25 protein-coding genes are annotated in these 26,704 nt (G+C 72.2%); 18 read left to right on the forward strand and 7 right to left on the reverse strand.

The window, feature by feature from the left end; genetic code table 11:
- Nucleotides 1-644 precede the first annotated feature (644 nt).
- Nucleotides 645-1,886, forward strand: coding sequence for a GNAT family N-acetyltransferase (locus ACWDVW_RS09355; RefSeq protein WP_449946366.1), 1,242 nt, complete (start codon nt 645-647; stop codon nt 1,884-1,886).
- On the opposite strand, the gene ACWDVW_RS09360 is transcribed toward ACWDVW_RS09355, so the two are convergent.
- Entirely contained in the window at nt 1,883-2,545 is a 663-nt protein-coding gene (locus ACWDVW_RS09360; RefSeq protein ID WP_449946368.1) for a futalosine hydrolase, read from the reverse strand. The two genes, ACWDVW_RS09355 and ACWDVW_RS09360, sit on opposite strands and share 4 nt — an antisense overlap.
- The gene (locus ACWDVW_RS09365; protein ID WP_449946369.1) at nt 2,542-4,203 is read right to left on the reverse strand and encodes an MFS transporter; all 1,662 of its coding nucleotides are present in this window, start codon (nt 4,201-4,203) and stop codon (nt 2,542-2,544) included. Before ACWDVW_RS09365 ends, ACWDVW_RS09360 begins: the two co-directional genes overlap by 4 nt.
- An 87-nt stretch (nt 4,204-4,290) precedes the next feature.
- Here ACWDVW_RS09365 and ACWDVW_RS09370 point away from each other — a divergent pair, with 87 nt between their 5' ends.
- On the forward strand, nt 4,291-5,127 hold the full coding sequence (locus ACWDVW_RS09370; protein WP_449946371.1) for a DUF3027 domain-containing protein: 837 nt from the start codon (nt 4,291-4,293) through the stop codon (nt 5,125-5,127).
- A gap of 33 nt (nt 5,128-5,160) precedes the next feature.
- Here ACWDVW_RS09370 and ACWDVW_RS09375 read toward each other — a convergent pair whose 3' ends face one another.
- A complete protein-coding gene (locus tag ACWDVW_RS09375) occupies nt 5,161-5,403 on the reverse strand; it encodes a DUF2530 domain-containing protein (RefSeq protein WP_449946372.1) in 243 nt (80 codons plus the stop codon).
- 86 nt (nt 5,404-5,489) lie between these two features.
- On the opposite strand from ACWDVW_RS09375, the gene ACWDVW_RS09380 reads away from it, so the two are divergent.
- From ACWDVW_RS09380 to thpR, 5 genes are all read left to right on the forward strand, one after another.
- Complete coding sequence (locus tag ACWDVW_RS09380; RefSeq protein ID WP_449946373.1) at nt 5,490-6,965, forward strand: NCS2 family permease; 1,476 nt, start codon at nt 5,490-5,492, stop codon at nt 6,963-6,965.
- A 129-nt stretch (nt 6,966-7,094) separates the two neighbouring features.
- Entirely contained in the window at nt 7,095-7,544 is a 450-nt protein-coding gene (locus tag ACWDVW_RS09385; protein ID WP_131052561.1) for a MarR family winged helix-turn-helix transcriptional regulator, read from the forward strand.
- Between the two features lie 76 nt (nt 7,545-7,620).
- A complete protein-coding gene (locus ACWDVW_RS09390; protein ID WP_396741034.1) occupies nt 7,621-8,898 on the forward strand; it encodes an MFS transporter in 1,278 nt (425 codons plus the stop codon).
- Between the two features lie 114 nt (nt 8,899-9,012).
- A complete protein-coding gene (locus ACWDVW_RS09395; protein ID WP_449946376.1) occupies nt 9,013-9,513 on the forward strand; it encodes a hypothetical protein in 501 nt (166 codons plus the stop codon).
- Nucleotides 9,514-9,530: 17 nt separating this feature from the next.
- A complete protein-coding gene (gene thpR, locus ACWDVW_RS09400) occupies nt 9,531-10,112 on the forward strand; it encodes an RNA 2',3'-cyclic phosphodiesterase (protein WP_449946378.1) in 582 nt (193 codons plus the stop codon).
- 68 nt (nt 10,113-10,180) lie between these two features.
- Here thpR and sepH read toward each other — a convergent pair whose 3' ends face one another.
- From sepH to ACWDVW_RS09415, 3 genes are all read right to left on the reverse strand, one after another.
- Nucleotides 10,181-11,257 (reverse strand): septation protein SepH, encoded by a 1,077-nt coding sequence (gene sepH / locus ACWDVW_RS09405; protein ID WP_449946379.1) that lies wholly within the window; start codon nt 11,255-11,257, stop codon nt 10,181-10,183.
- A gap of 260 nt (nt 11,258-11,517) precedes the next feature.
- Nucleotides 11,518-12,645, reverse strand: a complete 1,128-nt coding sequence (serC, locus tag ACWDVW_RS09410) for a phosphoserine transaminase (RefSeq protein WP_449946381.1) — start codon at nt 12,643-12,645, stop codon at nt 11,518-11,520.
- A gap of 366 nt (nt 12,646-13,011) precedes the next feature.
- Nucleotides 13,012-14,118, reverse strand: coding sequence for a citrate synthase 2 (locus ACWDVW_RS09415; protein ID WP_396692183.1), 1,107 nt, complete (start codon nt 14,116-14,118; stop codon nt 13,012-13,014).
- Nucleotides 14,119-14,400: 282 nt separating this feature from the next.
- Here ACWDVW_RS09415 and pdxH point away from each other — a divergent pair, with 282 nt between their 5' ends.
- From pdxH to ACWDVW_RS09450, 7 genes are all read left to right on the forward strand, one after another.
- Nucleotides 14,401-15,027, forward strand: a complete 627-nt coding sequence (gene pdxH, locus ACWDVW_RS09420) for a pyridoxamine 5'-phosphate oxidase (RefSeq protein WP_449946540.1) — start codon at nt 14,401-14,403, stop codon at nt 15,025-15,027.
- Complete coding sequence (locus ACWDVW_RS09425; RefSeq protein WP_449946383.1) at nt 15,024-16,364, forward strand: MFS transporter; 1,341 nt, start codon at nt 15,024-15,026, stop codon at nt 16,362-16,364. The genes pdxH and ACWDVW_RS09425 overlap by 4 nt, the downstream gene beginning before the upstream one ends.
- Before the next feature lie 11 nt (nt 16,365-16,375).
- On the forward strand, nt 16,376-17,305 hold the full coding sequence (locus tag ACWDVW_RS09430; protein ID WP_396741028.1) for an aldose 1-epimerase family protein: 930 nt from the start codon (nt 16,376-16,378) through the stop codon (nt 17,303-17,305).
- 19 nt (nt 17,306-17,324) lie between these two features.
- Nucleotides 17,325-17,927: a nitroreductase family protein gene (locus ACWDVW_RS09435; RefSeq protein ID WP_449946384.1), complete on the forward strand. Its 603-nt coding sequence runs from the start codon at nt 17,325-17,327 to the stop codon at nt 17,925-17,927.
- Nucleotides 17,928-18,118: 191 nt separating this feature from the next.
- Nucleotides 18,119-18,424 (forward strand): type II toxin-antitoxin system VapB family antitoxin, encoded by a 306-nt coding sequence (locus ACWDVW_RS09440; RefSeq protein WP_131055140.1) that lies wholly within the window; start codon nt 18,119-18,121, stop codon nt 18,422-18,424.
- Between the two features lie 30 nt (nt 18,425-18,454).
- Nucleotides 18,455-19,615 carry an acyl-CoA dehydrogenase family protein gene (locus ACWDVW_RS09445; protein WP_449946386.1) on the forward strand — a complete coding sequence of 387 codons (1,161 nt, stop codon included), beginning with the start codon at nt 18,455-18,457 and terminating at the stop codon, nt 19,613-19,615.
- A gap of 115 nt (nt 19,616-19,730) precedes the next feature.
- On the forward strand, nt 19,731-20,483 hold the full coding sequence (locus ACWDVW_RS09450) for a DUF4230 domain-containing protein (RefSeq protein ID WP_396741025.1): 753 nt from the start codon (nt 19,731-19,733) through the stop codon (nt 20,481-20,483).
- A 384-nt stretch (nt 20,484-20,867) separates the two neighbouring features.
- Here ACWDVW_RS09450 and ACWDVW_RS09455 read toward each other — a convergent pair whose 3' ends face one another.
- Entirely contained in the window at nt 20,868-21,074 is a 207-nt protein-coding gene (locus tag ACWDVW_RS09455) for a PspC domain-containing protein (RefSeq protein ID WP_117230305.1), read from the reverse strand.
- Between the two features lie 639 nt (nt 21,075-21,713).
- On the opposite strand from ACWDVW_RS09455, the gene ACWDVW_RS09460 reads away from it, so the two are divergent.
- The 4 genes from ACWDVW_RS09460 to ACWDVW_RS09475 are packed head-to-tail and all read left to right on the forward strand — an operon-like array spanning nt 21,714 to nt 26,692.
- Nucleotides 21,714-23,090, forward strand: coding sequence for an L-serine ammonia-lyase (locus ACWDVW_RS09460; protein WP_449946388.1), 1,377 nt, complete (start codon nt 21,714-21,716; stop codon nt 23,088-23,090).
- Nucleotides 23,091-23,142: 52 nt separating this feature from the next.
- The gene (locus ACWDVW_RS09465; protein ID WP_449946389.1) at nt 23,143-23,970 is read left to right on the forward strand and encodes an ABC transporter permease; all 828 of its coding nucleotides are present in this window, start codon (nt 23,143-23,145) and stop codon (nt 23,968-23,970) included.
- Nucleotides 23,970-24,716 (forward strand): ABC transporter ATP-binding protein, encoded by a 747-nt coding sequence (locus tag ACWDVW_RS09470; RefSeq protein ID WP_449946390.1) that lies wholly within the window; start codon nt 23,970-23,972, stop codon nt 24,714-24,716. Before ACWDVW_RS09465 ends, ACWDVW_RS09470 begins: the two co-directional genes overlap by 1 nt.
- Nucleotides 24,713-26,692, forward strand: a complete 1,980-nt coding sequence (locus tag ACWDVW_RS09475; protein ID WP_449946391.1) for a DUF5941 domain-containing protein — start codon at nt 24,713-24,715, stop codon at nt 26,690-26,692. The genes ACWDVW_RS09470 and ACWDVW_RS09475 overlap by 4 nt, the downstream gene beginning before the upstream one ends.
- Nucleotides 26,693-26,704: the final 12 nt, after the last annotated feature.

Below are 26,704 nucleotides of genomic sequence, written 5' to 3' on the forward strand. Positions count from 1 at the left end.
CCTGGTCTGGGCCCCGCCTCGGCCCTGGTCTGGGCCCCGCCTCGGCCCTGGTCTGGGCCCCGCCTCGGCCCTGGTCTGGGCCCCGCCTCGGCCCTGGTCTGGGCCCCGCCTCGGCCCTGGCCTCGGCCCCGCCTCGGCCCCCCTTCCCCTCGGCCTGGCTGAGGGAGTTCTGTGGCCTGCGCGCCTGGCGGCACAGCGTTGCGTGGACGTCAACCGCCGGACGTCGCTCGGGTGCCGACACCATGTCCACCGTGGCGCCTGTCGAGCTGACTGCATCTGCGGATCGGACCTCGTCCGAGCCCGAACCGGTGCGGATTCGCCGGGGCGATAGCACCGACGGTTCAGCTCGACAGGCGGCCAGGAGGAGTAGAGGTCGGCCCGACCTGTCGAGGTCAGGGCACCCGGTGCCACCAGATACGGGGATCCTGCTCACAAAGTTATCCACAGGCGTTGTCCACAGGTTCGGCGGGCGGGTTGAGAGGGCCGCCGGGTTCGGTCAGCATCGATGGCGCGGGGGCAGCGACGGCACGGGGGACGACGGCACGGGGACCAGGCCATGGGGACAGCGCTACGGGGGGTGAGGCCATGGGGGCAGCGCTACGGGGGGTGAGGCCATGGGGGACGACGCCATGAGGGACGAGGCCATGAGGGACGAGGCTTTGGGGGACAGCGCGGGTGCCGCCGGCGAGCGGCTGGTCGACGTGGGTGCGATGTTGCGCGCGTTGCGTCGACGGGCCGACCTGAGCCAGCGGGAGCTTGCCGCGCTGTCCGGGGTACCGCAGTCGACCGTGGCGCGGATCGAGTCGGGACGGGGCGCTGACCCGCGGTTCCGGACCGTGCAGCGGCTCGTCCGCGCGGCAGGGAGCACGCTGGGCCTCGTCGGGGGCGCCGCCATCACGGCGGAGAAATCCACCACGGCAGGGAAGGCCATCACGGCAGGGAAGGCCATTGCGGCGGGGCAGGCCCTCGTGACCGGGGACGAGAGCGCCACCGGAGACGAGAGCGCCGCCCTGGACGTGAGCGCGACCGGAGACGAGAGCGCCGCCCTGGACGTGAGCGCGACCGGAGACGAGAGCGCCACCCTGGGCGAGAGCGCGACCGGAGACGTGAGCGTCACCGGGGACGAGAGCGCCAGCGGCGACCGCCCAGGCTCGGCAGGGGCGAGCGACGTGGCCTCCGACGACACCTGGCGGGACGCGGCGGGGCGTCGCTATCCGGCTCACCTCGACGCTCGGCGGGTACGCACGCTCAAGGACTGGCCGGGGGCCTGGTGGGCGAACTGGTACTCGTTGCCGCCCGAGCGGTGGCCGTTACGAGTGCCCGAGGTGACCTTCGACCTGAATCGGCGGTACCGGGACGAGCGGCGTCTGCGCGAGCGGTTGCTTGCCGAGGTGCAGATCCGTCGCGTCACCGACGGCGTGCCGGAGACGTGCTGGCGCCTGGTCGCCGAGCTGTCGGACGGCGATCCGGTCGGCGAGTTGCGGGCCCATGAGCGCAGCCTCGACCTGTTGTACGCCGAGGACCTGGGTGACCAGCGCGAGGTGGTGCTGGACGGAGTGCTGGTCGCTCCCGAGTTGCGGCGGCTGGGCATCGGACGGCGGCTGGTGGGTCGGCTCGTCGAGGAGACGCGTCGGACGGGTCTGTGCGCGGTGTGCGCCACCGCGGAGTCGGGTGGAGTGCGGTTCCTGATGGCTTGCGGCTTCCGGATCGCGTCGAGCAGACACGTGTCGCTCCGTCTGGAACACCGGCGACCGCTGGAACCGAGGCCAGTCCGCCATCCCGGTGTGCACCAACCAGCGCGGGAACGGCTGGCGAGATCAGCGTGGGAGCGGCCGGAGCGGCGAGATCAGCGCGAGTGCGGGCGGCTAGCGCAGGGTGGTGGCTAGCGCAGGGGGGTGGCTAGCGCGGTGGCGGCGGCGGTGAGGGCGACGAGCGCCTCGCGCATCCGCCAGGCGCCGCGGTCGCGGGGACCGATCGGGTTGGAGACGGTACGCAGCTCCGCGAAGGGCACGCCGGCGTGGATGGCGGCGACGGCCACGCCGTACCCCTCCATGGCCTCGGCCACGGCGTCCGGGTGACGTCGGCTCAGCGCCTCGGTGCTGGCGGCGGTGCCGGTCACGGTGCTGACGGTCAGCACCGGCCCGACGGTGGCGTCCGGTAGCGCGGCGCGCAGGGCGGCCAACAGGGCGGGGTCGACGGCGACGGAGGTGCCGCCGCCGAGCAGTTCCGCCGGCATGCCGAGGTCGTCGAGGGGGATGAAGCCGTCGGGTGACTCGGCGCCCAGGTCGGCGGCGACGGCCCGGGTGCCGAGCACGGTGCCGCCGACCGGTACGCGGCCCGGGAAGCCACCGGCCACGCCCGCGCTGACCACCCCTCGGTACGGCCGGCCGGCGCCCTCGGCGAGGGCGAGCAGACGGGCGGTCGCGGCCCCGGCGACGGCCGGTCCCACGCCGACCGGCACCACCGCCACGGCGGGGTCGGCGAGACCGGCCTGGATCGCCTCCGCCTCGGCGGGCACCGCGGTGACCACGAGCAGTCCGGTCACGGGATCGGTCCCGGTGAGCTGCGTCGGGTCTCGTCGTCGCTGCCGCCGGTGACCGCCGACGACGGGCGGTAGATGTGGAAGCCGGGCGGTGCCAGGTCGCGCTCGTCGGCCGTACCGCCCTGGTAGGGCGCCGGTGAGGTGGGGGCGACTTCGGTGGCCTTCGCCTGCTCGGCGGCTTCGGCCTCCTCGGCCGCCTTCTTGTCCCGGGCGGCCTGTTCCGTGGCGGCCTGTTCGTCGGCGGCCCGTTCCTCGGTGGCCAACTCGTCGTCGGTCAGCGGTCGGCCGCGCAACCGTTCGGCCCGCAGCCGGCGGGCCATCACCATGCCGCGCATGGCGGCGAGCGTGCCGACACCGGCGGCGACCGCGATGCCGATCCGGCCCTCGAAGGGTACGAGTCCCAGCCCGCCACCGGCCACGAAGGCGAGCATCAGGGCCGTCTCGGAGTGCGCGAAGGAACTCGCCCGCAGCCGTTCCGGGATGCGTTCCTGGATCGAGGCGTCCACGGCCAGCTTGGCGATGCCGCTCATCATGGCCGCGACCAGGCAGAGCAGGGCGACCATCGGCAGGGAGAAGTTCAGGACGGTGAGTACGCCCACCCCGGCCACGATGATCATGCCGCTGGACTGGAGTGCGGCCGGCCGGTGGATGCGCAGTCGGGTGCCGATGGCGGTGGCCAGGAAGGTGCCGACGGCCAGGGCGCCGCCGACCACGCCGAGTGCTCCCTCGTCACCCAGGTCACGCCCGAACACCACGGTGGTCAGGTCGCCCGCCTTGATGCTGAAGGCGAGGAAGAGCAGCAGGAAGCCGTAGATCGCGCGTAACGTGGCCGCGCCGACGAGGTTGGAGATCACCAGCCGCCCGGCGGGGCGCCCCCGGCCGAGTGGTCGGTCGCCGGTACGGCGCAACAGCGCGCGCAGCGGGCGGGGGACCCGTTCCGGTGGCTCGGAGTCGGCCTTCGGCGGCAGCCGGAGCGCCACCACCATGCCGACCAGGAAGATGACCGAGGCGACCCGGAGCGGCCACTGCGGCCCGAACCAGAACGCGGCCAGTCCGATCGGGGCGACGAGGGCACCGGCCACCGTGCCGTAGACGCTGGCGCGTGCGCCGACCTGGGACAGACCGAGCCCTTCGGGCAGAAGTCTGGGCACGGCGGCGGACCGCGCCACGCCGTACGCCCGGGAGAGCGCGAGTACGCCGAAGGCCGCCGGGTACAGCCCGAATCCGTGGATGTAGTCGGAGATCAGCCAGGCCAGGAAGGCCCGACCCAGCATGGTCGTGGCCAACGCGTACCGCCGGCCGTGTCGGAAGTGGTCGAGCAGGGGGCCGACCACCGGGGCGAGCATGGCGAACGGCACCATGGTCACCAGCAGGTAGAGCGCGACCTTGCTGCGCGCCTCGCCGAGCGGCACGTTGAAGAAGATCGTCCCGGCCAGGCCGATGGCGATCAGCGTGTCACCGGCGCAGGAGACGGCGTGCAGGTCGAACATGCGGACCATGCCGGTCTCGCCGCCGGCACCCCGGGACCGGGCCCGGACGGCACTGCGCGTCACCCAGCGTCCGCTGCTCAGCGAGCCGCGCAGCAGCAGCCGGACGGCCCGGATTCCGGTGCCGACGGTCCGCCCGAGGAGGGACCTCTCGGGGCGGGAGGACAGCGGCATGGCACCCATCCTGAACCATCGAGCCGACACTTGGCGCGTCACCGCCGCAGAACACCTCTGGGGAGTGCCTCGCAGTCGGCCCCGCGCATGGGTGACAATGGTTGGGTGACCAGGCCCGCCTCTGCCCGCGCCGCTCGTCTCGACCAGGTCTGCGCCGCCGCCGTCGAGGTGGCCCGCGCCGGCATCACCGAGGTGGATCCCGACGACGTCGGCGACCACCTGCAAGCCGTGGCTGAGGGCGACCGCCTCGTCACCCACTACTTCGAGTGCCGTCAGGCCGGTTACCGCGGTTGGCGGTGGGCGGTCACCGTCACCCGGGTGCCGCGCAGCCGGACCGTGACGATCTGCGAGACGGTGCTGCTGCCCGGGCCGGACGCGCTGCTCGCGCCCGGCTGGCTGCCCTGGCAGGAGCGGCTCAAGCCAGGCGACCTCGGCCCGGGTGACCTGCTGCCGACGCCGCCGGACGACGAGCGGCTCCAGCCCGGCTACCTGCTCTCCGACGACCCGGCGGTCGAGGAGACCGCGTGGGAGTTGGGGCTCGGTCGGCCTCGGGTGTTGTCGCGGGAGGGTCGGGCCGAGGCGGCGCAGCGCTGGTACGACGGCGACCACGGCCCGTCGGCGCCCATCTCGACCGCCGCCCCCGCCGCCGCCCGCTGCGGCACCTGCGGCTTCTATCTGCCGCTCGCCGGCAACCTGCGGTTGTGCTTCGGCGTGTGCGGCAACTTCTACGCCCCGGACGACGGCCGGGTGGTCAGCGCCGACCACGGGTGCGGCGCCCACTCGGAGACCCTGGTCGACGCCGAGACGGCGGTGGACGAGATGCCCACCGTCTACGACGACAGCGCGGTGGAGCCGATGTCGGTCAGCCGTGCGCCCGGGTCCGTGGAGTCCGGCGAGCCGGCGGAGCCGTACGGCCACTCCTGACCGACCGGAGTCCGGACCGCCTCGGCGGGTCGCTCAGCCGGCGGCGCGTCGTCGCCGTCGGTGGGCGTCATGGCGCATCATCATCGCGAGACCGGGAAAGCCCCACAGAAAACCGGCCAGGCAGATCCATAGCCAGTTCTCGTGACCGCTGTCGATCAGCCGGTCGCGGAACAGCAGCAGCACCAGCCCGGCGACCGCCCAGGCCGCCATCCCGGCCAGCGCGAACGGCACCATCGGCGGGTCGAGCGGCTCGGGGCGGGGCTGCTGCTTCGGCACCCGGTCAGGGTACGTGACGCTTTTCCGCCGCCTCGGGTTCTGCGACGATGCGCGCGACAACCCGATGATCTGCTGTGAGGTTCCTGATGGCAGTAGCGCCGCCCGACGAGGGCACCCCACCCGGTCCCAGTCGTCCCCGCAACGGCTTCGACCGGTACTTCGAGATCTCGGCCCGCGGCTCGACGATGAGCCGTGAGGTACGCGGTGGCCTGGCCACCTTCTTCACGATGGCGTACATCGTGGTGCTCAACCCGCTCATCCTCGGCAGTGCCGTCGACGGCGACGGCAACACGCTGCCGATCCCGGCTATCGCGGCGGCCACCGCCCTGCTCGCCGGTCTGCTGACCATCCTGATGGGCGTGGTCGGCCGCTTCCCGCTGGCGGTGGCGGCCGGTCTCGGCGTCAACGCGCTGGTGGCGTACGAGATCGCTCCGGAGATGACCTGGGCCGACGCGATGGGCCTGGTGGTGATCGAAGGTGTGATCATCGCGGTGCTGGTGCTGACCGGGCTGCGGACCGCGGTGTTCCGCTCGGTGCCGACCCAGATGAAGACGGCGATCGGCGTCGGCATCGGGCTCTTCCTGACCATCATCGGGTTGGTCGACTCCGGTTTCGTCCGGCGTCTCCCCGACGAGGCGAACACCACCGTGCCGGTCGGGCTGGGCATCGGCGGCAAGCTGGTCAGCTGGCCGATGCTGGTGTTCGTGGTGGGTTTGCTGCTGACCCTGGTGCTGGTAGTGCGCCGGGTACGCGGAGCCATCCTGATCGGCATCTTCGTCTCGACGCTGCTGGCGATGGTGGTCGAGGCGCTCGGCAACATCGGACCGTCCATGGTCAACGGGGTGCCGAACCCGAAGGGCTGGTCGCTGAACGTCCCGACGCTGCCCAGCAACCCGTTCGACGTGCCGGACCTGTCGCTGCTCGGCAAGTTCAACGTGCTCGGGTCGTGGGAACGGGCCGGCTGGCTGGTCGTGCTGATGTTCATCTTCACGCTGTTGATCACCGACTTCTTCGACACGATGGGCACGATGGTGGCCGTCGGTCAGGAGGGCGGCATGCTCGACGACCAGGGCACCCCGCCCCGGACCAAGGAGATCCTGCTGGTCGACTCGATCGCCGCGGCCAGCGGTGGCGCGGCCAGCGTCTCCAGCAACACGTCGTTCGTCGAGAGTGCCGCCGGTGTGGCGGAGGGCGCCCGCACCGGCGTGGCCAACCTGGTCACCGGTGTGCTGTTCCTGCTGGCGATGTTCCTCGCGCCGCTGGTCGTGGTGGTGCCGTTCGAGGCGGCGTCGGTCGCGCTGGTGGTGGTCGGCTTCCTGATGATGACCGCGGTACGCACCATCGACTGGTCCGACCACGAGATCGCCATCCCGGCGTTCCTCACCATCGTGCTGATGCCGTTCACGTACTCCATCTCCAACGGCATCGGTGCCGGCCTCATCGCGTACGTGGTGATGAAGCTGGCCAAGGGCAAGGCCCGGGAGATCCACCCGCTGCTGTACGGGGTGGCGGCGCTGTTCGTGGTGTACTTCCTGCGCGGCCCGATCGAGTCGCTGTTCTGACGCCGGCCCGGGCCGGGCGTGCGTGCCGCGCACAACGCGAGCGCAGCCCGGCCCGGGGTCGGTGATCACCCGGGTGAGCGTGGTCATATTCGCTGCCGACTCCGGGTCTCATTAGCTAGGCTAACTAACGTGACGGAGCGGACGGTGACGGCTCAAAGCATGCCACCGGCGCAGCTGGCCCATCAGCTGCGAGATGCGATCACCCGGCTCAACCGGCGGGTCCGCCAGGCCCGGCCGGTCGGTGACCTGACGGTCACCCAGTTGTCCGCGCTCACCAGCCTCAAGCTGGCGGGCGCGCTCACGCCGCGGGAACTCGCCGACGTCGAACGGGTGCAGCCACCGACGATGACCAAGATCGTCGCGAAGCTGGAGGAGCGCGGCCTCGTGCAGCGCACGCCCCACCCGACCGACGGCCGGCAGGTCATCCTCGCGGCGACTGAGGGAGGCCGGGCCGTGCTCGACCAGTTCGAGCGGGTACGGGACGAGTGGCTGGCCCACCGGCTGGCCGAGCTGAGCGATGCCGACCGGGAGACCCTGCACCACGCAGCGGAGATTCTGCAGCGAGTTTCCCGAGCCTGACACCGCACACCGGGTGTGCGCCGTGCCGTGACGTCCGTCGTTGATGACGCGTACGACGCGAGGAGGCGCACCAAGCGTGCAGGCGAGGCTCAGCACGATGTTCCAGTCCCTACAGGTCCGCAACTACCGGCTATTCGCGTCCGGGCAACTGGTCAAACTGATCGGTGTCTGGATGATGTTCATCGCCCAGGACTGGCTGGTTCTCGAACTCTCCGGCGATTCGGCCACCGCGCTCGGCGTGGTCGTCGCCCTTCAGTTCACCCCGGTACTCCTGCTCACGCTGATCTCCGGGCGGTTGGCCGACCGGTACGACAAGCGGATGCTCCTCTTCGTCGCCAACGCCTTCTGGACGGTGTTGTCGCTGGCGATGGCGCTGCTGGTGCTCACCGGTCTGGTCCAGCTCTGGCACGTCTTCGTCTTCGCCGCCCTGCTGGGCGTGGCCAACGCGGTGGAGACCCCGGTACGCCAGGCGTTCGTCTCCGAGCTGGTCGGCACCCCGCTGCTGCCGAACGCGCTCTCGCTCAACGCGGCCGTGTTCAACTCGGCCCGGATCGTCGGCCCGGCCGTCGCCGGTGTCGCCATCGCCCTCTTCGGCGTCGGACCGGTCTTCCTGTTCACCGCGCTCAGCTCGATCGGCCCGCTGGTCACGGTGATCCAGATGCGTACCGCCGAACTACACCGGGAGCCGTTGCCGCCGCGCAACGAGCGGGCTGCGGCGACCGTGCTGGACGGACTGCGGTACGTCAGTCGGCGCGCCGACCTGGTGCTGCCGATGGTCGTGATGTCCGTGATCGGCATGTCGCTGTTCAACTTCCAGCTCACCCTCGCGGCGTTGGCCAAGACCGTGTTCGAGACCGGGGCGGCCTCGTTCGGCCTGTTCAGTACCACGCTCGCGGTGGGTGCGCTGGTGGGCGCGCTGGCCGGCACCGGGCGGCGCAGCCGTCCCTCGGTCTGGCTGGTGCTGGGTGCCGCCATCGCCTGTGCCGCCTTCGGGACGCTCGTCGGCCTCGCGCCCACGTACTGGATGGTCGTGGTGCTGTTGCTGCCGACCGGCTTCTTCATGGTCTATTTCGCCCAGGCGGCCAACCAGCGGGTCCAGCTCGGCACCGATGCGGCCTTCCGAGGCCGGGTGATGGCCCTGTGGGTGCTGGTGTTCCTGGGCACCAACCCGGTCGGTGCGCCGCTGATCGGCTGGATCGCGGAGACCTTCGGGGCCGGGGTCAGCATCTGGGCCGGCGGGCTGGTCTCCCTGGCCACCGCCCTGCTCGCGCTGGCCTGGCAGCTTCGCCGCGACGGCGCCCGGCTGCGGTTCCGGATCCTGCCGATGCCGCGCTTCTACGTCACCGAGGTCTGAGACCACGGTGCCGGGTGCCCCGACGTGGTCGGGGTGCCCGGATCTGAAGGGGTGACCGGCGCGGATACCGGAAAATCGGTTACGTCACGCTGCGCATCGGCATAGCTTCGGTGTGTGGAGGTCCTGCGCTCGCTGCTGCTCGCCCTGTCGCTGGCCGGCGTGGTCCTCCTGCCGGTGCTGATCGTTCTGGTAGTCGGTGCCGACGACGTGGTCGGCCGGGTCACCTACGGGTGCTCGCAGTGGCGTGCGCGACGTCGGGAGCGGCGGCTGATCGCCGCGCTGCTCCGGTCGGTGACCGGCGACGGGAGCGCCGTCCGGGCCGACCTCGACCGGCACGACCGGCGGCCGCTGGAGGAGATCGCGGCCGACCTGCGGTGCCTACGGCGGGAACGGGTCGGCGGCGTCGGAGCGGCGGTGGTGTGGCACAGCAGCGTGCTCGACGCGTACGACGACCGCCTGCGGCTGGCCTGCCGGGCACTGGGTGTCACCGAGCACCTGGCCGAGCTGACCGGCGTCGACCGGCAGATCGAACGGGTCAGGGTGGAGGGCGAGCTGGACGCCGCCGGGCTGCGCCTGCCGGCGACCCGCCCCGGGCAGCGCGAGCGGCACCGCTAGCTGCGATCCTTCACCGGGTGCGACTCTTCACCGCGATCCATCCGCCGACCGAGGCGGTCGCGCACCTGACCGACCGGGTGGCCCGGCTCCGGCTCGGTGCCGCCGCTGCCGCCGGGACCAACGTCCGACTGTTCGATCCGGCGCGGGCCCACCTCACCCTCGCGTTCCTCGGTGACGTCGACCCGGGGCGGCTGGTCGAGGTGGAGAGCGCCCTCGGTCTCGCCGCCGAGTGGGCGCGGGAAGGGCGTACCGCCGCACCTCTGCTTCGGTTGGTCGGCGGTGGGCGGTTCGGTCGGGGACGCTTCACCGTGCTCTGGGTCGGGGTGGGCGGCGAGGTCGAGGCACTGCACGTGTTGGGGCGGCTGGTCCGTTCCCGGCTGCGTCACGCCCGGCTGCCGTACGACGAGAAGCCGCTGCGTCCGCACCTGACCGTGGCCCGCCCCGGCGACCGGCTCTCACCGGCTGACGTGGACGCCGATCTCGCCGCCCTGGCGGACTACCAGGGCCCCGAATGGCCAGCCGGGGAACTCGTGCTCACCCGCAGTGAACTGGGGCCGCACCCGGCCCACCACCGCCTCGCGGCGTGGCCGCTGTCCTAGCTCAGGCGGCGTGGCCGCTGTCCTAGCTCAGCGCCCTCGGCGGGCACCGGCGCGTGGCCGGTGCCCGGTCAGGAGGACTCGCGGGCCGCAGGACCGCTGCCGAACAGGACGTCGTCCCAGCTCGGCAGCCGCTTGCGCGGCTTGGCGCCGGCCTCGGTCGACTCGTTGGCCGTGGCGGCCGGGGCACCCGTGCGGCGCGGTCGCAGCACCGCCAGCGACGGCACGGCCGGGACCTCCTTGGGCGCGTCCGCGTCGTCGTCGAAGGCGGAACCCTGACCGCCACCGAGCAGGGCGGCTGCCCCGCCACCGACGGCCCGGCGCGGCGTGTCCTGGCCGCCGGCGAGCGCGGCCGGCGAGCGGGGCTCGAGGCCCCGGCCCGAGGTGGAGCCGAGCGGACGGTCCAGCGAGGCGAGCAGCGCGTCCCGGCCGGCCCGGATCGGATCCCGGCCGGAGCGGTTCTCGGTCGGCGCGGGCAGCCCGTGCCCACCCCGGCTCGGCTCACCGCGCGACGGGCCGGGCAGGGCGTGACCGCCCCGCTCCGGTGCCGGCTCCTGGCCGAGGAGCGGCGCGGGCCGCTCGGCGCAGAGGTATTGCGCCATGTCGTCGTGTGGGGCCACCGACTGCCGGGTCTTGTCCAGATCCCAGACCGCCTGGGCGGTGGCCTTGCCGGACGGCCAGGTGGCGACGATCCGCCAGGTGCCGTCGTCGCGGCGCCACGCGTCCCAGGAGATCTTCTCGGTGTCGATCCCGTGCTGGGCGAGCCGGCCGTTGACCACCTCGGCGAGGGGCGTGGGCTTCTCGGCACCCTTGAGCCGGGTGCGGCGGGCGTGCTGGGCGAGCATCGCCCGCTCCTGGAGCACCGGCCCGGCGTAGCGGAGCACCCGGTCGACCGGTACTCCGGCGATCCGGGCGACGTCCTCGGCGGACTCGCCGGAGCGGATCCGGGCCTGGATGTCCCGAGGGGACAGCGACGGCACCGGGTCGGCGGTGGACGGTGCCACCGCGAGCGTGGGCGCACCGGGCTCGGCGTGCATCGCTCCGGCGATACGCTCGTCGATGGGCAGGGCGAGCAGGCGCCCGACCTCGTCGGCGAGCACCAGGGCCTGGCCGTCCTCGGAGAGGGCGACGAAGCGTACTGGGCGCATCGCGTTGCCTCCGTCCCGCTTCGCTGGCCGTTACGCCACGAGCCGGCCACCCGGGGCGTTGCGCTCCACGGTACGCCCATCCGGAGCCTGGTGGGAGACGCCACGCCCGGGCAAGTCGAGCTGAGCAGCCTAATTCCCCGCTGTTGAGCGCTGTGCGGCGGGTCAGTGCCGCGAGCGCGACAGTGGCGTTTGTCGCAGTACGACACGGGCCCGGCGACCACAGTGGGTCGACCGGGCCCGTAGGGTCACCGCGAGTTTACTCAGAGTCGCTCGACCACGTAGTCGATCGAGGCGGTCAGCGCCTCCACGTCGGCTGGCTCGACGGCCGGGAAGAGCGCCACCCGGAGCTGGTTGCGGCCCAGCTTCCGGTACGGCTCGGTGTCCACGATGCCGTTGGCGCGCAGTGCCTTGGCGATCGCGGTGGCGTCCACCCCGTCGGCGAAGTCGATGGTGGCGACCACGTTGGAACGCAGCGCCGGGTCGGTCACGAACGGGGTGGCGACGGTCGAGCGCTCGGCCCAGCCGTACACCGTCGCGGCGCTCTCGGCCGTGCGCTTGGCCGCCCAGGCCAGCCCACCCTGGGAGTTCATCCAGTCGGTCTGCTCGGCGGCGAGGAAGATCGTCGCCAGCGCCGGCGTGTTGTAGGTCTGCTCCAGCCGCGAGTTGTCGATCGCGGTGACCAGGTCGAGGAAGGCCGGGATGTACCGGCCGGAAGCCTTGATCTCGGCCGCCCGCTCCAGCGCTGCCGGCGACATCAGGGCCAGCCAGAGCCCGCCGTCGGAGCCGAAGCACTTCTGCGGGGCGAAGTAGTAGACGTCGGTCTCGCCGACGTTGACCTCCAGGCCACCAGCGCCGGAGGTGGCGTCGACCAGCAGCAGCGAGCCCGGGTCGGCACCGGCCACCCGGCTGATCGGCACCGCCACACCGGTCGAGGTCTCGTTGTGCGGGGTGGCGTAGACGTCCACGCCGGCCTCGGCGGTCAGGGTCGGCGCGCTGCCCGCGTCCGACTTGCGGATCGTCGGCTCGCCCAGGAACGGCGCGTCCTTGACGGACTTGGCGAACTTGGCGCCGAACTCGCCGAAGCTGGCGAACTGGGCCCGGTCGCGGACCAGGCCGAACGTGGCGACCTCCCAGAACGCGGTGGTGCCGCCGTTGCCGATCACCACCTCGTACCCCTCGGGCAGCGAGAAGAACTCGGCGATGCCGGAGCGCAGCCGGGCCACCTGGTCGCGGACGGTCTTCTGCCGGTGCGAGGTGCCCAGGTAGCTGGTCGCCACCTCGGCGAGCGCGGAGACCGCCGCCGGACGGACCTTGGACGGCCCGCAGCCGAAGCGGCCGTCGGCGGGCTTGATCTCGTCGGGAATCCGGATGGTCGGTGCGTCAGCCACGGTCGTAAAGATCCTTCCGCATGGGTCGGGGCCCGGGTGAGCAGGTGGGGCGGACCGACGGCGGGCGCGTGCGGGGTGCACGGTCGAAGCCGGGGTCCAGCCCATCGGGCGGCGCTGCCGGAATTCATCCTTGCACCCGTCGACGCCCCGCCGGGTGCTGGTCCCAGCCCCAACCGTGAGGCGTCCGCCACAGCCCGTGGCGTCGCCCACATCCCCGCCGCGCGCCCGCCCACCGCTGCCCGCCCGCCGCGCAGCGCTCGCTGCGCTGGGCACCGGGCCTGGATGTTAGGAAGGGACCCCTGTACTACCGGAGACGGTAGAAAGGGTCCCTTCCTTACACCTCAGACGCCGGGCGGCGCCGACGCCTCAGACGTCGTGCGGGACGGCGTCCCAGCCCTCCACCTCGTTCGGCTTGCGCGGACCGTGGCCCACGTACCGGGCGGAGGGGCGGACCAGCCGCTGGAGCCGCTTCTGCTCCAGGATGTGCGCGCTCCACCCGCCCATCCGGGCGCAGGTGAACATCGAGGTGAACATGTGCGCCGGCACCTCGGCGAAGTCGAGCACCACGGCGGACCAGAACTCGACGTTGGTGGCGAGCACCCGGTCCGGGCGGCGGGCCTGCAACTCGGCCAGCGCGGCCCGCTCCAGCGCCTCGGCGACCTCGAAGCGCGGCGCGCCCAGCTCCTTGGCGGTGCGACGCAGCACCCGGGCGCGCGGGTCCTCGGCCCGATAGACGCGGTGGCCGAAGCCCATCAGCCGCTCACCCCGGTCGAGCACGCCCTTGACGTAGCTCTCCGCGTCGCCGCTGCGCTCGACCGCCTCCAGCATGCTGAGCACCCGTGACGGGGCACCGCCGTGCAGCGGGCCGGAGAGTGCGCCGATGCCCGAGGAGATGCAGGCAGCGGCGTCGGCGCCGGTGGAGGCGACGATCCGGGCGGTGAAGGTGGAGGCGTTCAGGCCGTGCTCGGCGGCCGAGATGAAGTACGCGTCGACGGCCTTGACGTGTCGGGGGTCGGGCTCGCCACGCCACCGCTTCATGAAGCGCTCGACGATCGTCTCCGCCTTGTCGATCTCCTTCTGCGGCACCGCCGGCAGCCCGAGGCCACGGGCGGACTGGGCGACGAAGGAGAGCGCGGTCACCGACACCCGGGCGAGGTCCTCGCGCGCCTGCTCGTCGGAGATGTCCAGCATCTGCTGCAGGCCCCAGTACGGGGCGAGCATCGCCACCGCGGACTGCACGTCGACCCGGATGTCGCCGGAGTGCACCGGCACCGGGAACGGCTCGGCCGGCGGCAGGCCCGGGCCGAACCGGCCGTCGACCAGCAGCGCCCAGACGTTGCCGAAGGAGACCTGGCCGATCAGATCCTCGATGTCGACGCCGCGGTAGCGCAGCGCGCCACCCTCGCGGTCCGGTTCGGCGATCTTGGTCTCGAACGCTACGACGCCCTCGAGTCCGGGTTTGAAGTCGGCCATCTCACTACTCCTGGTGTGTGGTCGGTGCGCCCGCCCGGCTCGGTGCCCCGGCCCCGGCCGGGTGAGCGCCTTCAGGCGACCCTGCTCCGGATGTGTGTTCGTGACATCTTGCCTGCTGGTGATCGGGTATGCGACCCGCTGAGGATGTGCTGCTGACGACATCCCCGGCCGCAGGCGCCGTGGGGCCCTCGGTAAGACTGGCCCCGACGGGCTGGTCGCGGGGGCGAGCGGCCCGATCCAGAGGGAGGAAACGTGACGGGCGACACACCGCCACCCGCGGGGATGCGTCACGAGTACGCCGCAGACGCCGGCCTGATCGAGGCCGACCTGGCGGCGCGGTGGCACACGCAGTTCGACAGGTGGTTCGCCGACGCGGTCGCCGCCGGGCTGCCCGAGCCGAACGCCATGGTGGTCGGCACCGCCGACGCCGAGGGGCGGCCGAGCGCGCGGACCGTGCTGCTCAAGGGCTACGACCCGACGGGCTTCGTCTTCTTCACCAACTACCTCTCGCGCAAGGGTGTCGAGGCGGAGGTCAACCCGTACGCCAGCCTGGTGTTCCCGTGGTTCCCGATGCAGCGGCAGGTGATCGTCGCCGGCCGGCTGGAACGGGTCGACCGGGCGGAGACCGAGGCGTACTTCGCCAGCCGGCCGCGCGGCTCCCGACTGGGTGCCTGGGCGAGCGCCCAGTCGTCGGTCCTGCCCGACCGGGCGGCGCTGGACGAGGCGTACCGGGTGGCGGCGGAGCGCTTCGCCGACGTGGACCCGATCCCCACCCCGCCGCACTGGGGTGGGTTGCGGGTCCGGCCCGATTCGGTGGAGTTCTGGCAGGGCCGGGCCAGCCGGCTGCACGACCGGCTGCGGTTCCGCCGCGCCGCCGACGACTGGGTCGTGGAGCGGCTGGCGCCGTGACCTCGACCGAAACGGACCGGCCCCGCGAACGGCGGCGCTGGGCCATCGACCTGCGCCCGCTGCGGGTGGTCGCGTACCGGCGGCTCTGGCTCGGCAACGGCATCGCCATGTTCGGCTTCCAGTTCACCGCGGTCGCCGTGCCGGTGGAGATGTACGCCCTCACCCAGGACTCGCTCTGGGTCGGGCTGCTGGGCATCGCCGCCTTCGTGCCGCTGCTCGTGTTCGGGCTCTGGGGCGGGGCGGTGGCCGACGCCATCGACCGTCGGCTGGTGCTGACCGCCGGCTCGGTGCTGCTCTGGGTCTCGGTGGCCGGGCTGCTGGCGCAGGCGCTGCTGGGGGTGGGCAGCCCGGTGCTGCTGCTCGGGCTGGTGGCGCTCAGCTCGGTCGCGTACGCGATCAGCGGGCCGGCGCGCAGCGCGCTGGTGGCCCGGCTGGTCCCGGCCGAACTGGTGCCCGCCGCGACCACGCTGAACTTCACCACCGCGATGGCCACCTCGGTCCTCGGGCCGCTGGCTGCCGGCCTGATCCTGGCCACCTGGCACCTCGACGTGGCGCTGCCGATCGCGTACGCGGTGGACGCGGTGCTGCTGGTCGCCCTGGTCTGGGCGGCGCTGAGGCTGCCCGCCATGCCGCCCGAGCCGGACCCGGACGGTACGCCTCGACAGGCCGGGCTGCGCAGCGTCGTCGACGGGTTCCGCTACCTGCTCGCCAGCCGGGTGCTGATGCTCTCCTTCGGCATCGACCTGATCGCGATGGTGTTCGCCTTCCCCCGGGCACTGTTCCCCGAGGTCGCCGCCGAGCGCTTCGGCGGGGGCGCGGCGGTGGGGTGGCTGTACAGCTCGATCGCGATCGGCTCGCTGCTCGCCGGGCTGGTCTCCGGCTGGATCGGCCGGGTACGCCGGCAGGGGCTGGTGCTGGTGCTCGCCGTGGTGGGCTGGGGCCTGGCGGTGGCACTGGCCGGGTTGGCCCGGCAGCTCTGGCTGGTCATCGCCCTGCTGGTGCTGGCCGGGGCGGCCGACCTGATCAGCTCGGTGGTGCGGCAGTCGATCCTGCTGATCTATGCGCCGGACCGGATGCGCGGTCGGCTCCAGGGCGTCAACACCGTGGTGGTGGCGGGTGGGCCGCGCCTGGGCGACCTGCGCGCGGGCGCCATGGCGACCGGCTTCGGCAGCGGCGTGGCCTGGGTCGGCGGCGGTCTCGTGGCGGCGGGGTTGGCGGTCGTCCTCGCGGTGGCGTTCCCGGCGTTGCGGCGTTACCGGCCGCCGGTGACGTCGACCACCGAGGGCGCTTCCGAGGACCACCCGGCACGGCGAGCGGACAGCGGTTCCGGGAGCTAGGGTCTGGCGACATGAGCAGCAGTGAGCCCCGTCCCCTGTCCGGGGCACAGTGGACCATTTCCGCCGCCGGTCACGAGGCGGTCATCGTCGAGGTGGGCGGCGGGGTCCGCACCTACCGGCAGGACGGGGTGGAGCACCTCGACGGGTACGCCGCCGACGAGTTGTGCCCCGGCTCGGCCGGACAGGTGTTGGCTCCCTGGCCGAACCGGATCCGTGACGGCGTGTACCCCTTCGACGGGCAGTCGTACCAGCTCCACCTGACCGAGCCGGAGCGGCACAACGCCATCCACGGCCTGGTCAACTGGGCCCGCTGGGAGCTGATCGAGCAGCGGCCGGACGAGGTCGTCGTCGGGCTCGACATGCCGGCGCAGCCGGGCTACCCCTGGCCGCTGCGGCTGCGTACCCGGTGGAGCGTGGGGGCGGACGGGCTGCGGGCCGCGCACGAGGTGACCAACATCGGCGTGGAGTCGGTGCCGTTCGGCTTCTCCGTGCACCCGTACCTGCGACTGCCCGGGGTGGCGGTGGACGACGTGGTGATGCGGGTGCCGGGGGAGACCCGGCTGCTGCTGGACGGGCGGCTGCTGCCGGTGGGCGTGGCCAAGGTCGCCGGCACCGAGTACGACTACACCGAGCCGCGCCGGATCGGCGACGCGGTGCTGGACCTGGCCTTCGGGCAGGTGATCCGGGACGCCGACGGCGGCTCCGCGGTGACGCTGAGCGCACCGGACCGGTCACACGGCCTCCAGATCTGGGCCGACGCCCAGTTCGGTTGGTGGCAGGTGTACACCGGTGACACGCTGACCGGGGAGCGTTTCCGCCGGTCGGTGGCGGTGGAGCCGATGACCTGCCCACCGGACGCCTTCCGTTCCGGCCGGGATCTGATCACGCTGGCGCCGGGCGACACCTGGCGCGGCGACTGGGGTATCCGGCCGGGCAACTGAGCCGGCGAGGAGGAACGACGTGGAGTTCGCAGAGGTCGTCCGGGGGCGCCGCATGGTGCGCAACTACGACCCGGACCGTCCGGTCCCGCCGGAGGTCGTGGAGCGGCTGCTGGACCACGCGGTACGGGCGCCGTCGGCCGGCTTCTCCCAGGGCTGGGGTTTCCTGGTGCTGGAGGAGCCGGCGGACCGGGAGCGGTTCTGGGCGGCCAGCACCCCGGAGGACGCCGGTACGGGACGCTGGCTGACCGGGATGCGGCGGGCACCGCTGATCGTGGTGCCGCACGCGAACCGCTCCGTCTATCTCGAACGGTACGCCGAGCCGGACAAGGGCTGGGCGGACCGGTCGACGGACCGCTGGCCGGTGCCGTACTGGTACGTCGACACCGGGTTCGCCGCGTTGCTGATGATGCTGACCGCCGTGGACGAGGGGCTCGGTTCCTGCTTCTTCGGCATCCCGCCGCAGCGGTTGTCGTCCTACCGGGAGGCGTTCGGCGTGCCTGAGGCGTACCACCCGATCGGGGCGCTCACGATCGGTTACCGCGCCCCCGACCACCGGTCACCGTCACTGCGTCGGGGGCGTCGTCCGGTCGACGAGGTCGTCCGCCGGGGCCGGTGGAGCTGACCGAAACCGGAGGTTCGTCCGGTGCAGAACCGGACGACCGGGAGCGAAACTGGCAACAAGGAGCAGAACGTGGGGTGCGTGCTGCGGCTACGCTGGCACGGTCACGGGCGCCGCGGTACGCGGCGCCCCGCCGCGACCCGGCCCGGCTCGGCGTCGTGGTTCGGCCCGACCAGGGGGAGGAGCGTGCCGTCGTGATCTTCAGAGCGGTCCGGGACGGGTGTCCCTACCCGCAACACAATCTGACCCTCAAGCAGTGGGCGGAGATCCCGCCCCGGCCGCTGCGGCTGGATCAGCTCATCACCACCAAGCGGGAGCTGGCGCTGGACAAGCTGCTCGCCGAGGACTCCACCTTCTACGGTGACCTGTTCCCGCACGTGGTGCAGTGGAACGGCGGCCTCTACCTGGAGGACGGCCTGCACCGCGCGTTGCGCGCCGCCCTGCAACAGCGCAATCAGATCCACGCCCGGGTGTTCGTGCTCGCCGAAGCGATCGAGTGACCCGACACCTCCTGCTGAACCGTCGTTAGGGTGGTGGGCGTGGACCTGCTCGACCTGGACTCGTCGCTGACCGAGGAGGAGCGGCAGATCCGCGCCGTCGTGCGCCGGGTGGTGGACGAGCGGGTACGCCCACACGTCGCCGGCTGGTACGAGGCCGGTGAGGTGCCGGCCCGCGAACTGGCCCGCGAGTTCGGCGCGCTCGGTCTGCTCGGCATGCACCTGACCGGGTACGGCTGCACCGGCTCGACGGCCGTCGCGTACGGGCTGGCCTGCCTGGAGTTGGAGGCCGGCGACTCCGGCGTCCGCTCCCTGGTCTCGGTGCAGGGTTCGCTGGCCATGTACGCCATCTGGCGCTACGGCAGCGAGGAGCAGAAGCAGCGCTGGCTGCCGGCGATGGCGACCGGCGAGGCGATCGGCTGTTTCGGACTGACCGAGCCGGACCACGGCTCCGACCCCGGATCGATGACCACCCGGGCCCGCCGCGACGGCGACGACTGGATCCTGCACGGCACCAAGATGTGGATCACCAACGCCCCGATCGCCGACGTCGCGGTGATCTGGGCGCGCACCGACGACGGCGTGCGCGGTTTCGCCGTACCCATGGACACCCCGGGGGTCACGGCGCGCGAGATCGGCCGGAAGATGTCCCTGCGCGCCTCGGTGACCGGGGAGATCGCGCTCGACGACGTCCGGCTACCGGCGGACGCCCGGCTGCCCGAGGCGATCGGGTTGAAGGCGCCGCTGGGCTGCCTGACCGAGGCCCGGCACGGCATCGTCTGGGGTGCGCTCGGCGCGGCCCGGGACTGCCTGGAGACCGCCCTGACGTACGCGACCACCCGCACCCAGTTCGGTCGCCCGCTGGCCGGCTTCCAGCTCACCCAGGCCAAGCTCGCCGACATGGCGGTCGAGTGGCACAAGGGCTACCTGCTGGCGCTGCACCTAGGGCGGCTCGCCGACGCCGGCCGGTTGCGCCCCGAACAGGTCAGCGTGGGCAAACTCAACAACGTCCGCGAGGCGCTGGCCATCGCCCGTGAGTGTCGCACCATCCTCGGTGCGAACGGCGTCTCCGGTGACTACCCCGTGATGCGGCACGCCAACAACCTGGAGAGCGTCCTGACGTACGAGGGCACCTCCGAGATCCACCAGTTGGTGATCGGGCAGCGGCTCACCGGCGTCTCCGCGTTCACCTGATCTTTCACGCCTCTGACCTGCCGAAACACACGTTCGGGCGACTCGACGAGCGGCTGTCGTACCGGGGGCTTACCGTCATCAACAGACAACGCGTCTGACAAGGACGGTGAGGGCGATGGCACGCGACAGCGACATCAACGAGCCCACCAGCACGTTTGCCGACCACGAGCCCGGTGACGACAGCACGGGCCGGCCGGATGCCCCGCCCGTGCCGCCGGGCGGCGGTGGCGGTGCCGCGAGGGCCCTGCTCTGGGTGCTCGGCGCCGCGGCGATGGCGGTGGTGGTGCTGCTCGGCGTCCAGACCACCGGGCTCCTGCCGGAGTTCCGCAACCCGTTCAGCAAGGAGCAGACCGACCGCACCCAGCCCGCGCTGCTGGAGTCGATGCAGGACCTCAGCCGCTACGTGGCCGCCGAGGGTAACTTCCAGGTCGTGGTCGACCTGGAGAACGACCGGCGCAACGTGCCGGACTGGCTGCTCAACCAGCGCACCCTGTTCGTCGGGTCCGGCAGCGTCGAGGCGTACGTAGACTTCGGTGCCCTCAGCGAGGGCGCGATCGTGCAGTCCGCCGACGGCAAGTCCGTCGAGGTCAAACTGCCCGCACCGCAGCTCGCCGAGACCAACCTCGACCTCGACAAGAGCTACGTCTTCGCGGAGGAGCGCGGGCTGCTCAACCGCGTCGGCGACCTGATCGGCGGCGACCCGAACCGGCAGCAGCAGGTCTACCAGCTCGCCGAGGACCGGATCACCGCCGCCGCCCGGGACAGCGGCCTGAACGCCCGTGCCGAGGAGAACACCCGCAAGATGCTGACCGGCCTGCTCGGTTCGCTCGGCTTCGAGCAGGTCACCATCACCTACACCGCTCCCTGACACCCCGCACTGCCCCTGCACTCCCGCCCCTGCACTGCCCCGCCGGCTGTCGCTCGACCTGCTGGCGGGGCGGTCGGTCGTCCACCCCGACGGGGGTCGAGGCAGCAACTTCATGGTTGTTGCTGCCTCCAGAGCGGCGTGAGGCAGCAACAACCATGAAGTTGCGTGGCCTGGGCCTGAGTGCGGTGGTGCGGAAAGCCGAGGACCGCCGACGTGAGCCGGCGGCCCGGGTGGCCTTGGTGGGGTGTCGTTGGCCTGGTTGGCAGCCTCCGCGACGGCACCTCCGGTGACCGGGGTCGCCTCGCGTGCGGAGGGCGGACGGAGGAATCCCATCTTGACCGCCGCTCAGGTGCGGGGTGGCCTCGCGTGCGGAGGACGGACCGGTCAGTGGCCTGCGACGAGGTAGCGGTCCTCGTTGGGCATGATGATCCAGAGTGCCAGGTAGATGACGACCTGAGTGCCGGGCAGCAGCAGCGACAGCAGGAACAGCAGCCGGATGAGCCCGGCGGAGGTGCCGAAGCGCTGGGCCAGACCGGCGCAGACTCCGGCGAACATGCGCCCCTGCCGGGGCCGGACCAGTTTGCGACTCATGGTGGTACTTCCCCTCTGCGGCGATCCGCCGCTCCATGCCCTCAACGCTAGGAGCGGGTGACCCCCGCGCCCTCGCCCGCGAGAACGAACCTCAGCGCGCGCACCCGTAGGTACTTACCCGCGTCCCCACCGAGCCACCCATCCCCGAGCAACCCCGACCCCGCGCGTCGATCGAGGAGTCGCGGTGGGCGCCACCCGCCGTGGCGGGTTCCGTCGACCGAGGAGTCGTGGCCGGGGCTCGCCGATCATGGACCCGTGGTGGTAGTCGCCGCCGTGGTGAGGACCCGTCGATCATGGACCCGTCACGGGAACCGCCGCCGCGGTGAGGACCCGTCGATCATGGAGTCGTGGTAGGCGCAAAAGGTGCATACTCGGCCGAAACCTCGACCACAAGTCCATGATCGCGCGGGCGGGGCGGGGCGGCGAGGGTGGGTGGGGTGAGGCGGGGCGGCGCAGGGCCGACGGGGCCGACGGGGGCGGCGAGGGCGGGCGGGGTGGGGTGTGGGTGAGGCGGGGTAGGGTCGGCGGGTTGGGCGCTCTCACCAGGGCGTATGACGGGCCGCGTCCGGATGGGGGGCGGCCACCTCTTTCGGCGGGCCGCTGACCGGTGATCCCGGGGCAGGGCGAGGAAGTGCAGTCATGATCAGTGTGTTCGACCTTTTCAGTGTGGGCATCGGGCCGTCCAGCTCGCACACGGTGGGACCGATGCGGGCGGCGCGGACGTTCGTCACGGGGCTCAAGGCCGACGGGCTGCTCGCGGACGTGGTCCGGGTGCGGGCGGAACTGTTCGGGTCGCTCGGTGCCACCGGGCACGGGCACGGCAGTGATCGGGCGGTGCTGCTCGGGCTGGGCGGTGCGGCGCCGGAGACGGTCGACACCGACGGCATCGACGCGCGGGTGGCCCGGATCCGGGAGCAGGGCCGGCTGGCGTTGCTCGACACGCACGAGATCGAGTTCGACCCGGACCGGGATCTGACGTTGCACCGGCGGCGGTCGTTGCCGTACCACCCGAACGGGATGATCTTCGCGGCCTTCGACGGCAGCGGTGCCGAGGTCAGGGCGCGGACCTACTACTCGGTCGGCGGCGGGTTCGTGGTGGACGAGGCGGCGGCCGGTGCGGACCGGATCAAGCCGGACGCCACGACGGTGCGGTATCCCTTCCTGACCGGCGCGCAACTGCTCGACGTGACCGCCTCGACCGGCCTGTCGATCAGCGAGGTGATGCTCGCCAACGAGGTGTCCTGGCGGGCCGAGTCGGACGTACGGGCCGGTCTGCTGGACATCTGGCGGGTGATGCGCGAGTGCGTGGAGCGCGGCTGTTCCCGGGACGGCACGTTGCCGGGCGGGTTGAAGGTACGCCGCCGCGCGGCCGAGCTGCGCCGCAGCCTGGAGACCGACACGGTGGTGCCGGACGGCGATCCGCTGCACGTGATGGACTGGGTGACGCTGTTCGCCCTGGCGGTCAACGAGGAGAACGCGGCCGGCGGCCGGGTGGTGACCGCGCCGACCAACGGTGCGGCGGGGATCATCCCGGCGGTGTTGCACTACTACACGCGGTTCGTGCCGGGTGCCTCCGACGAGGGGGTGCTGCGGTTCCTGCTGGCGGCCGGTGCGATCGGGGTGCTGTTCAAGGAGAACGCGTCGATCTCTGGGGCCGAGGTGGGCTGCCAGGGCGAGGTCGGTTCGGCGTGTTCGATGGCCGCCGCCGGGTTGGCCGAGGCGCTGGGCGGCACGCCGGCCCAGGTGGAGAACGCCGCGGAGATCGGCATGGAGCACAACCTCGGGTTGACCTGCGACCCGGTCGGGGGCCTGGTGCAGATCCCGTGCATCGAACGCAACGCGGTGGCTAGCATCAAGGCGATCACCGCCGCCCGGCTCGCGTTGCGCGGTGACGGGGTGCACGCCGTGTCGCTCGACAAGGTCATCAAGACCATGCGTGAGACCGGCGCCGACATGAAGGTCAAGTACAAGGAGACGGCGCGCGGCGGCCTCGCGGTCAACGTGATCGAGTGCTGAGCGCATTCACCGGCTGCTAACCTGTCGTCCGTTCAGCAGGCGGGAGACGGCGGTGACCTCTGGCGTGGGGGCGTTGTGGTCGCACCGCAATTCGCTGCGCATCCTGGTCCGACGTGATCTCGCGGTCAAGTACCAGCAGTCCGTGCTGGGGTATCTCTGGTCGCTGATCGAGCCGCTGGGCATGGGGGCGATCTATTGGTTCGTCTTCGGCGTTCTGTACTCCCGGGACACCAACCGGCACCTCGGCGAGGCCGCCGGGTCGTACCCGCTGTTCCTGATCACCGGGATCTTCGCCTGGATGTGGACCAGCTCGGCGTTGAGCGAGGCGACCAACGCGCTGACCGGTCAGTCCCGGTTGATCACCACGATGAACGTGCCCCGGCAGGTCTTCCCGATCGGTCGGGTCACCGGGCGTTTCGCCGAGTACGCCGCCGGCCTGCCGATCCTGGGCGCCATCGCGATCTGGTACGCGTCCGACGGCAGGATCGACCCGGGGTGGTCGCTGCTCGCCCTGCCGCTGGCGGTGCTGGTGCAGGCCACCCTGCTGGTCGGGCTGGCGCTGCTGCTGTCGGCGGCGAACGTGCTGATGCGCGACGTGGAGCGGTTCATGCGTCTGGTCATCCGGGTGCTGTTCTATGCCACGCCGATCATCTATCCACTGAGCCTGGTCCGCGACTCCGGCCTGCCCGGGTGGCTCAAGCTCGGCTACGAGCTCAACCCGCTGGTGGGGATCTTCCAGCTCCACCACGCGGTCTGGTATCCGGACGAGTTCCCGGACGCCCGGATGCTCGCCACCACGGTCGGCATCAGCCTGCTGGTCCTGGTGGTCGGCTGGTGGACGTTCCGTCGGCTCGAACCCGCCGTGCTCAAGGAACTCTGATGGCCGACGCGATCATCGAGGCGGAGGGCCTCGGCATCCGGTTCGTCCGCAACCGCCGCCGGCAGTTGCGGCTGCGCGAGCTGTTCATCCACCGGGGTACGCGCGGGGCCTCCGACGGCCGCTTCTGGCCGCTGCGGGACGTCTCCTTCTCGCTCGCGCCCGGCGAGACGCTCGGAGTGATCGGCCGCAACGGCACCGGCAAGAGCACCCTGCTGCGCCTGATCGCCGGGGTGCTGATCCCCGACGAGGGGCGGATCCGGGTCCGGGGCGACGTCGCGCCGCTGCTGGAACTCTCCGCCGGCTTCTCCAACGACCTGACCGGGCGGGAGAACCTGTATCTGGTGGGTGGCCTGCACGGGCTGTCGTCGAGATACCTGAAGCGGCACTTCGACGAGATCGTCTCGTTCGCGGGCGAGCAGGTGCAGGGCGCCATCGACACCTCGGTACGCCACTACTCGTCCGGTATGAAGGTCCGGCTCGGGTTTGCGATCATTTCTCACCTGCCGCACCCCATCCTGTTGATGGACGAGGTGACGGCGGTGGGCGACGCCGAGTTCCGCGACAAGTGCTACACGACCATCGATCGTCTGCTCGGGGAGGGGCGCACTCTGGTGCTGGTCTCACACAACGAAAAGGACCTGACCCGGTTCTGCCGTCGAGGACTCTTCCTCGACGGCGGCCGGTTGAGCGTCGACGGCACCATCGCCGAGGCGCTGGCCGCGTACCACGACGCGGTTCCCCGGTGACCCTCGCGATCGTGCTCGCCGCCGGTGCGCCGGCCGCGAGCCTGCCGACGGGTGCGGCACCGGGCGGCACGTTGACGGAGGGGCTGGCCGCGCAGTGGCGCCGGGCCGGGGTTGCCGACGTGCGGTTCGCCGCGACCCTGGACGAGGTGGCGGACCTGGCCGCCACGGCGGGTGGCCCGGTGGTGCTCAGCGGCGCGGACCTGGTGGCGCACACCGCCGTACTGCGGCATCTGGTGACCAGCCCGGTCGGACCGACCGTGGCGCTGGTGCTCACCGACCCGCCCGGCGGTGGGCGGACGGTGGTGCGCGAGGAGCGCGGCCAGGTGGTCGACGCCGGTCCGGTCGACCGGCTCGACGGCGAGGCCACCGGCGTCTTCGGGGGCGCGGTGCGGGTCGGTCGCGACGACGTACCGGCGCTCGTCGCCGCCGCCCGCGCGGCCGGCACCGACCGGCAGGCCCCGGGCCCGGCGGTGGACCGGGTCTTCGCGGGCCTCGCCGGGCAGGGGACGCTGGTCTTCGCCCACCGGGTACGCCTGCTGGTCGCGCACCGGGTCGACGACGCGCCCGGACTGGCCGCCGCCGAGGCGGCGGTGGCCGCCGTCGACGAGGACCGGGCCGAGTTGCGGCTCTCGGTGAAGGAGAAGGACGACTTCTTCACCACGTACTTCGTCAGCACCTGGTCGCCGCAGGTCACCAAGGTCTGCGCCCGGTTGGGGCTGAGCCCGACGGCGGTCACCATGATCTCGGTGGCCTTCGCGGTCGCCGCCGCCGCGTTGTTCGCCACCGGTGGCCGACCGGCGCTGGTCGGCGGTGCGGTCCTGCTCTATCTCGGCTTCGTGCTCGACTGTGTGGACGGTCAGCTCGCCCGCTACACGCGCAACTTCAGCGCGTGGGGCGGCTGGCTGGACACCATGGCCGACCGGGCCAAGGAGTACCTGGTCTACGCGGGTCTCGGGTGGGGTGCCACGGCGGCCGGGTTCCGGTACGGCTGGGCGTTGGCCATCGCCGCGATGACCCTCCAGACGGTGCGGCACATGACCGACGCCTGGTACGGCGTGCTGCACGACGAGGCGGCCCGTCGACCTAAGTCGGAGGGCACCGGGGGAGGCGGCATCGGTGACCGGCTGAACGCCGCGTCCAACCGGGTGCAGGCCGACTCGGGGTCGCTGTCGTACTGGCTCAAGCGCACCATGGTCTTCCCGATCGGGGAACGGTGGGCGCTGATCGCGCTGGCCGCCGCGCTGTTCGACCAGCGGGTCGCCCTGTTCGCGGTGCTGACCTGGGGGGTGCTGGCGTTCGCGTACACCGGTGCGCTGCGTACCCTGCGGGCCCGCTGGATGTGGGTGCCGGTGCTGGACACGGTCGACGCGACCCTGCACCGCGACGACGGCCCACTGGCCACCCGGCTGCCGGTGCTGCGCCGGCCGGGGCCGCTGGTGCTCGCGGTGGTCGCGGCGCTGGCTGCGGCGGGGTTGGTGCTGGTGACGCTGCTGGGGGACGGCGGCGATCCGGCGGCCTGGCTGCGGTGGGCGGCGGTGCCGGTGGTGCTGCTGGTGCTGCTGGCCGCTGCGGCGGGGACCGGTGCGGCGCACAACGGGCCGCTGGACTGGCTGGTGCCGGCCGCGTTGCGGGCCGCCGAGTTCCTCTTCGCCGTCGCGGTCGGGGTGATCGGCGGCGCACCCGCGTGGCTGATCTTCGGGTACGTCTTCGTGCTCACCCTGCACCACTACGACCTGGTCGCCCGGCTGGAGAAGCGGCAACCGGCGCCGCCGCTGCACTCGGCCACGCTGGGCTGGGAGGGGCGGTCGGTGCTGCTGGCGCTGACGGCGATCGCCGGAATCGTGAGTATTGGTATGGCTACACTCGGTATCTACCTTCTGGTGCTGTTCGTGGCAAGTGTGGTGCTGGCCTGGTTCGTCCGGCCGAGCCGTCCCACCCGGGCTCCGGCGGGTACGCGACAAGGCGCGACGCTCTGACGGGAGGCCGGG

The sequence above is a fragment of the Micromonospora sp. NPDC003241 genome (assembly GCF_053589795.1).

What these genes read in the sequence shown, in the direction of transcription:
- ACWDVW_RS09355 (WP_449946366.1), top strand. Translation starts at nt 645, where the DNA reads ATGAGGGACGAGGCTTTGGGGGACAGCGCGGGTGCCGCCGGCGAGCGG.
- ACWDVW_RS09370 (WP_449946371.1), top strand. Translation starts at nt 4,291, where the DNA reads ATGGGTGACAATGGTTGGGTGACCAGGCCCGCCTCTGCCCGCGCCGCT.
- ACWDVW_RS09470 (WP_449946390.1), top strand. Translation starts at nt 23,970, where the DNA reads ATGGCCGACGCGATCATCGAGGCGGAGGGCCTCGGCATCCGGTTCGTC.
- ACWDVW_RS09380 (WP_449946373.1), top strand. Translation starts at nt 5,490, where the DNA reads ATGGCAGTAGCGCCGCCCGACGAGGGCACCCCACCCGGTCCCAGTCGT.
- ACWDVW_RS09455 (WP_117230305.1), bottom strand. Translation starts at nt 21,074, where the DNA reads ATGAGTCGCAAACTGGTCCGGCCCCGGCAGGGGCGCATGTTCGCCGGA.
- ACWDVW_RS09415 (WP_396692183.1), bottom strand. Translation starts at nt 14,118, where the DNA reads ATGGCCGACTTCAAACCCGGACTCGAGGGCGTCGTAGCGTTCGAGACC.
- sepH (WP_449946379.1), bottom strand. Translation starts at nt 11,257, where the DNA reads ATGCGCCCAGTACGCTTCGTCGCCCTCTCCGAGGACGGCCAGGCCCTG.
- ACWDVW_RS09430 (WP_396741028.1), top strand. Translation starts at nt 16,376, where the DNA reads ATGAGCAGCAGTGAGCCCCGTCCCCTGTCCGGGGCACAGTGGACCATT.
- pdxH (WP_449946540.1), top strand. Translation starts at nt 14,401, where the DNA reads ATGCGTCACGAGTACGCCGCAGACGCCGGCCTGATCGAGGCCGACCTG.
- ACWDVW_RS09460 (WP_449946388.1), top strand. Translation starts at nt 21,714, where the DNA reads ATGATCAGTGTGTTCGACCTTTTCAGTGTGGGCATCGGGCCGTCCAGC.
- ACWDVW_RS09365 (WP_449946369.1), bottom strand. Translation starts at nt 4,203, where the DNA reads ATGCCGCTGTCCTCCCGCCCCGAGAGGTCCCTCCTCGGGCGGACCGTC.
- ACWDVW_RS09450 (WP_396741025.1), top strand. Translation starts at nt 19,731, where the DNA reads ATGGCACGCGACAGCGACATCAACGAGCCCACCAGCACGTTTGCCGAC.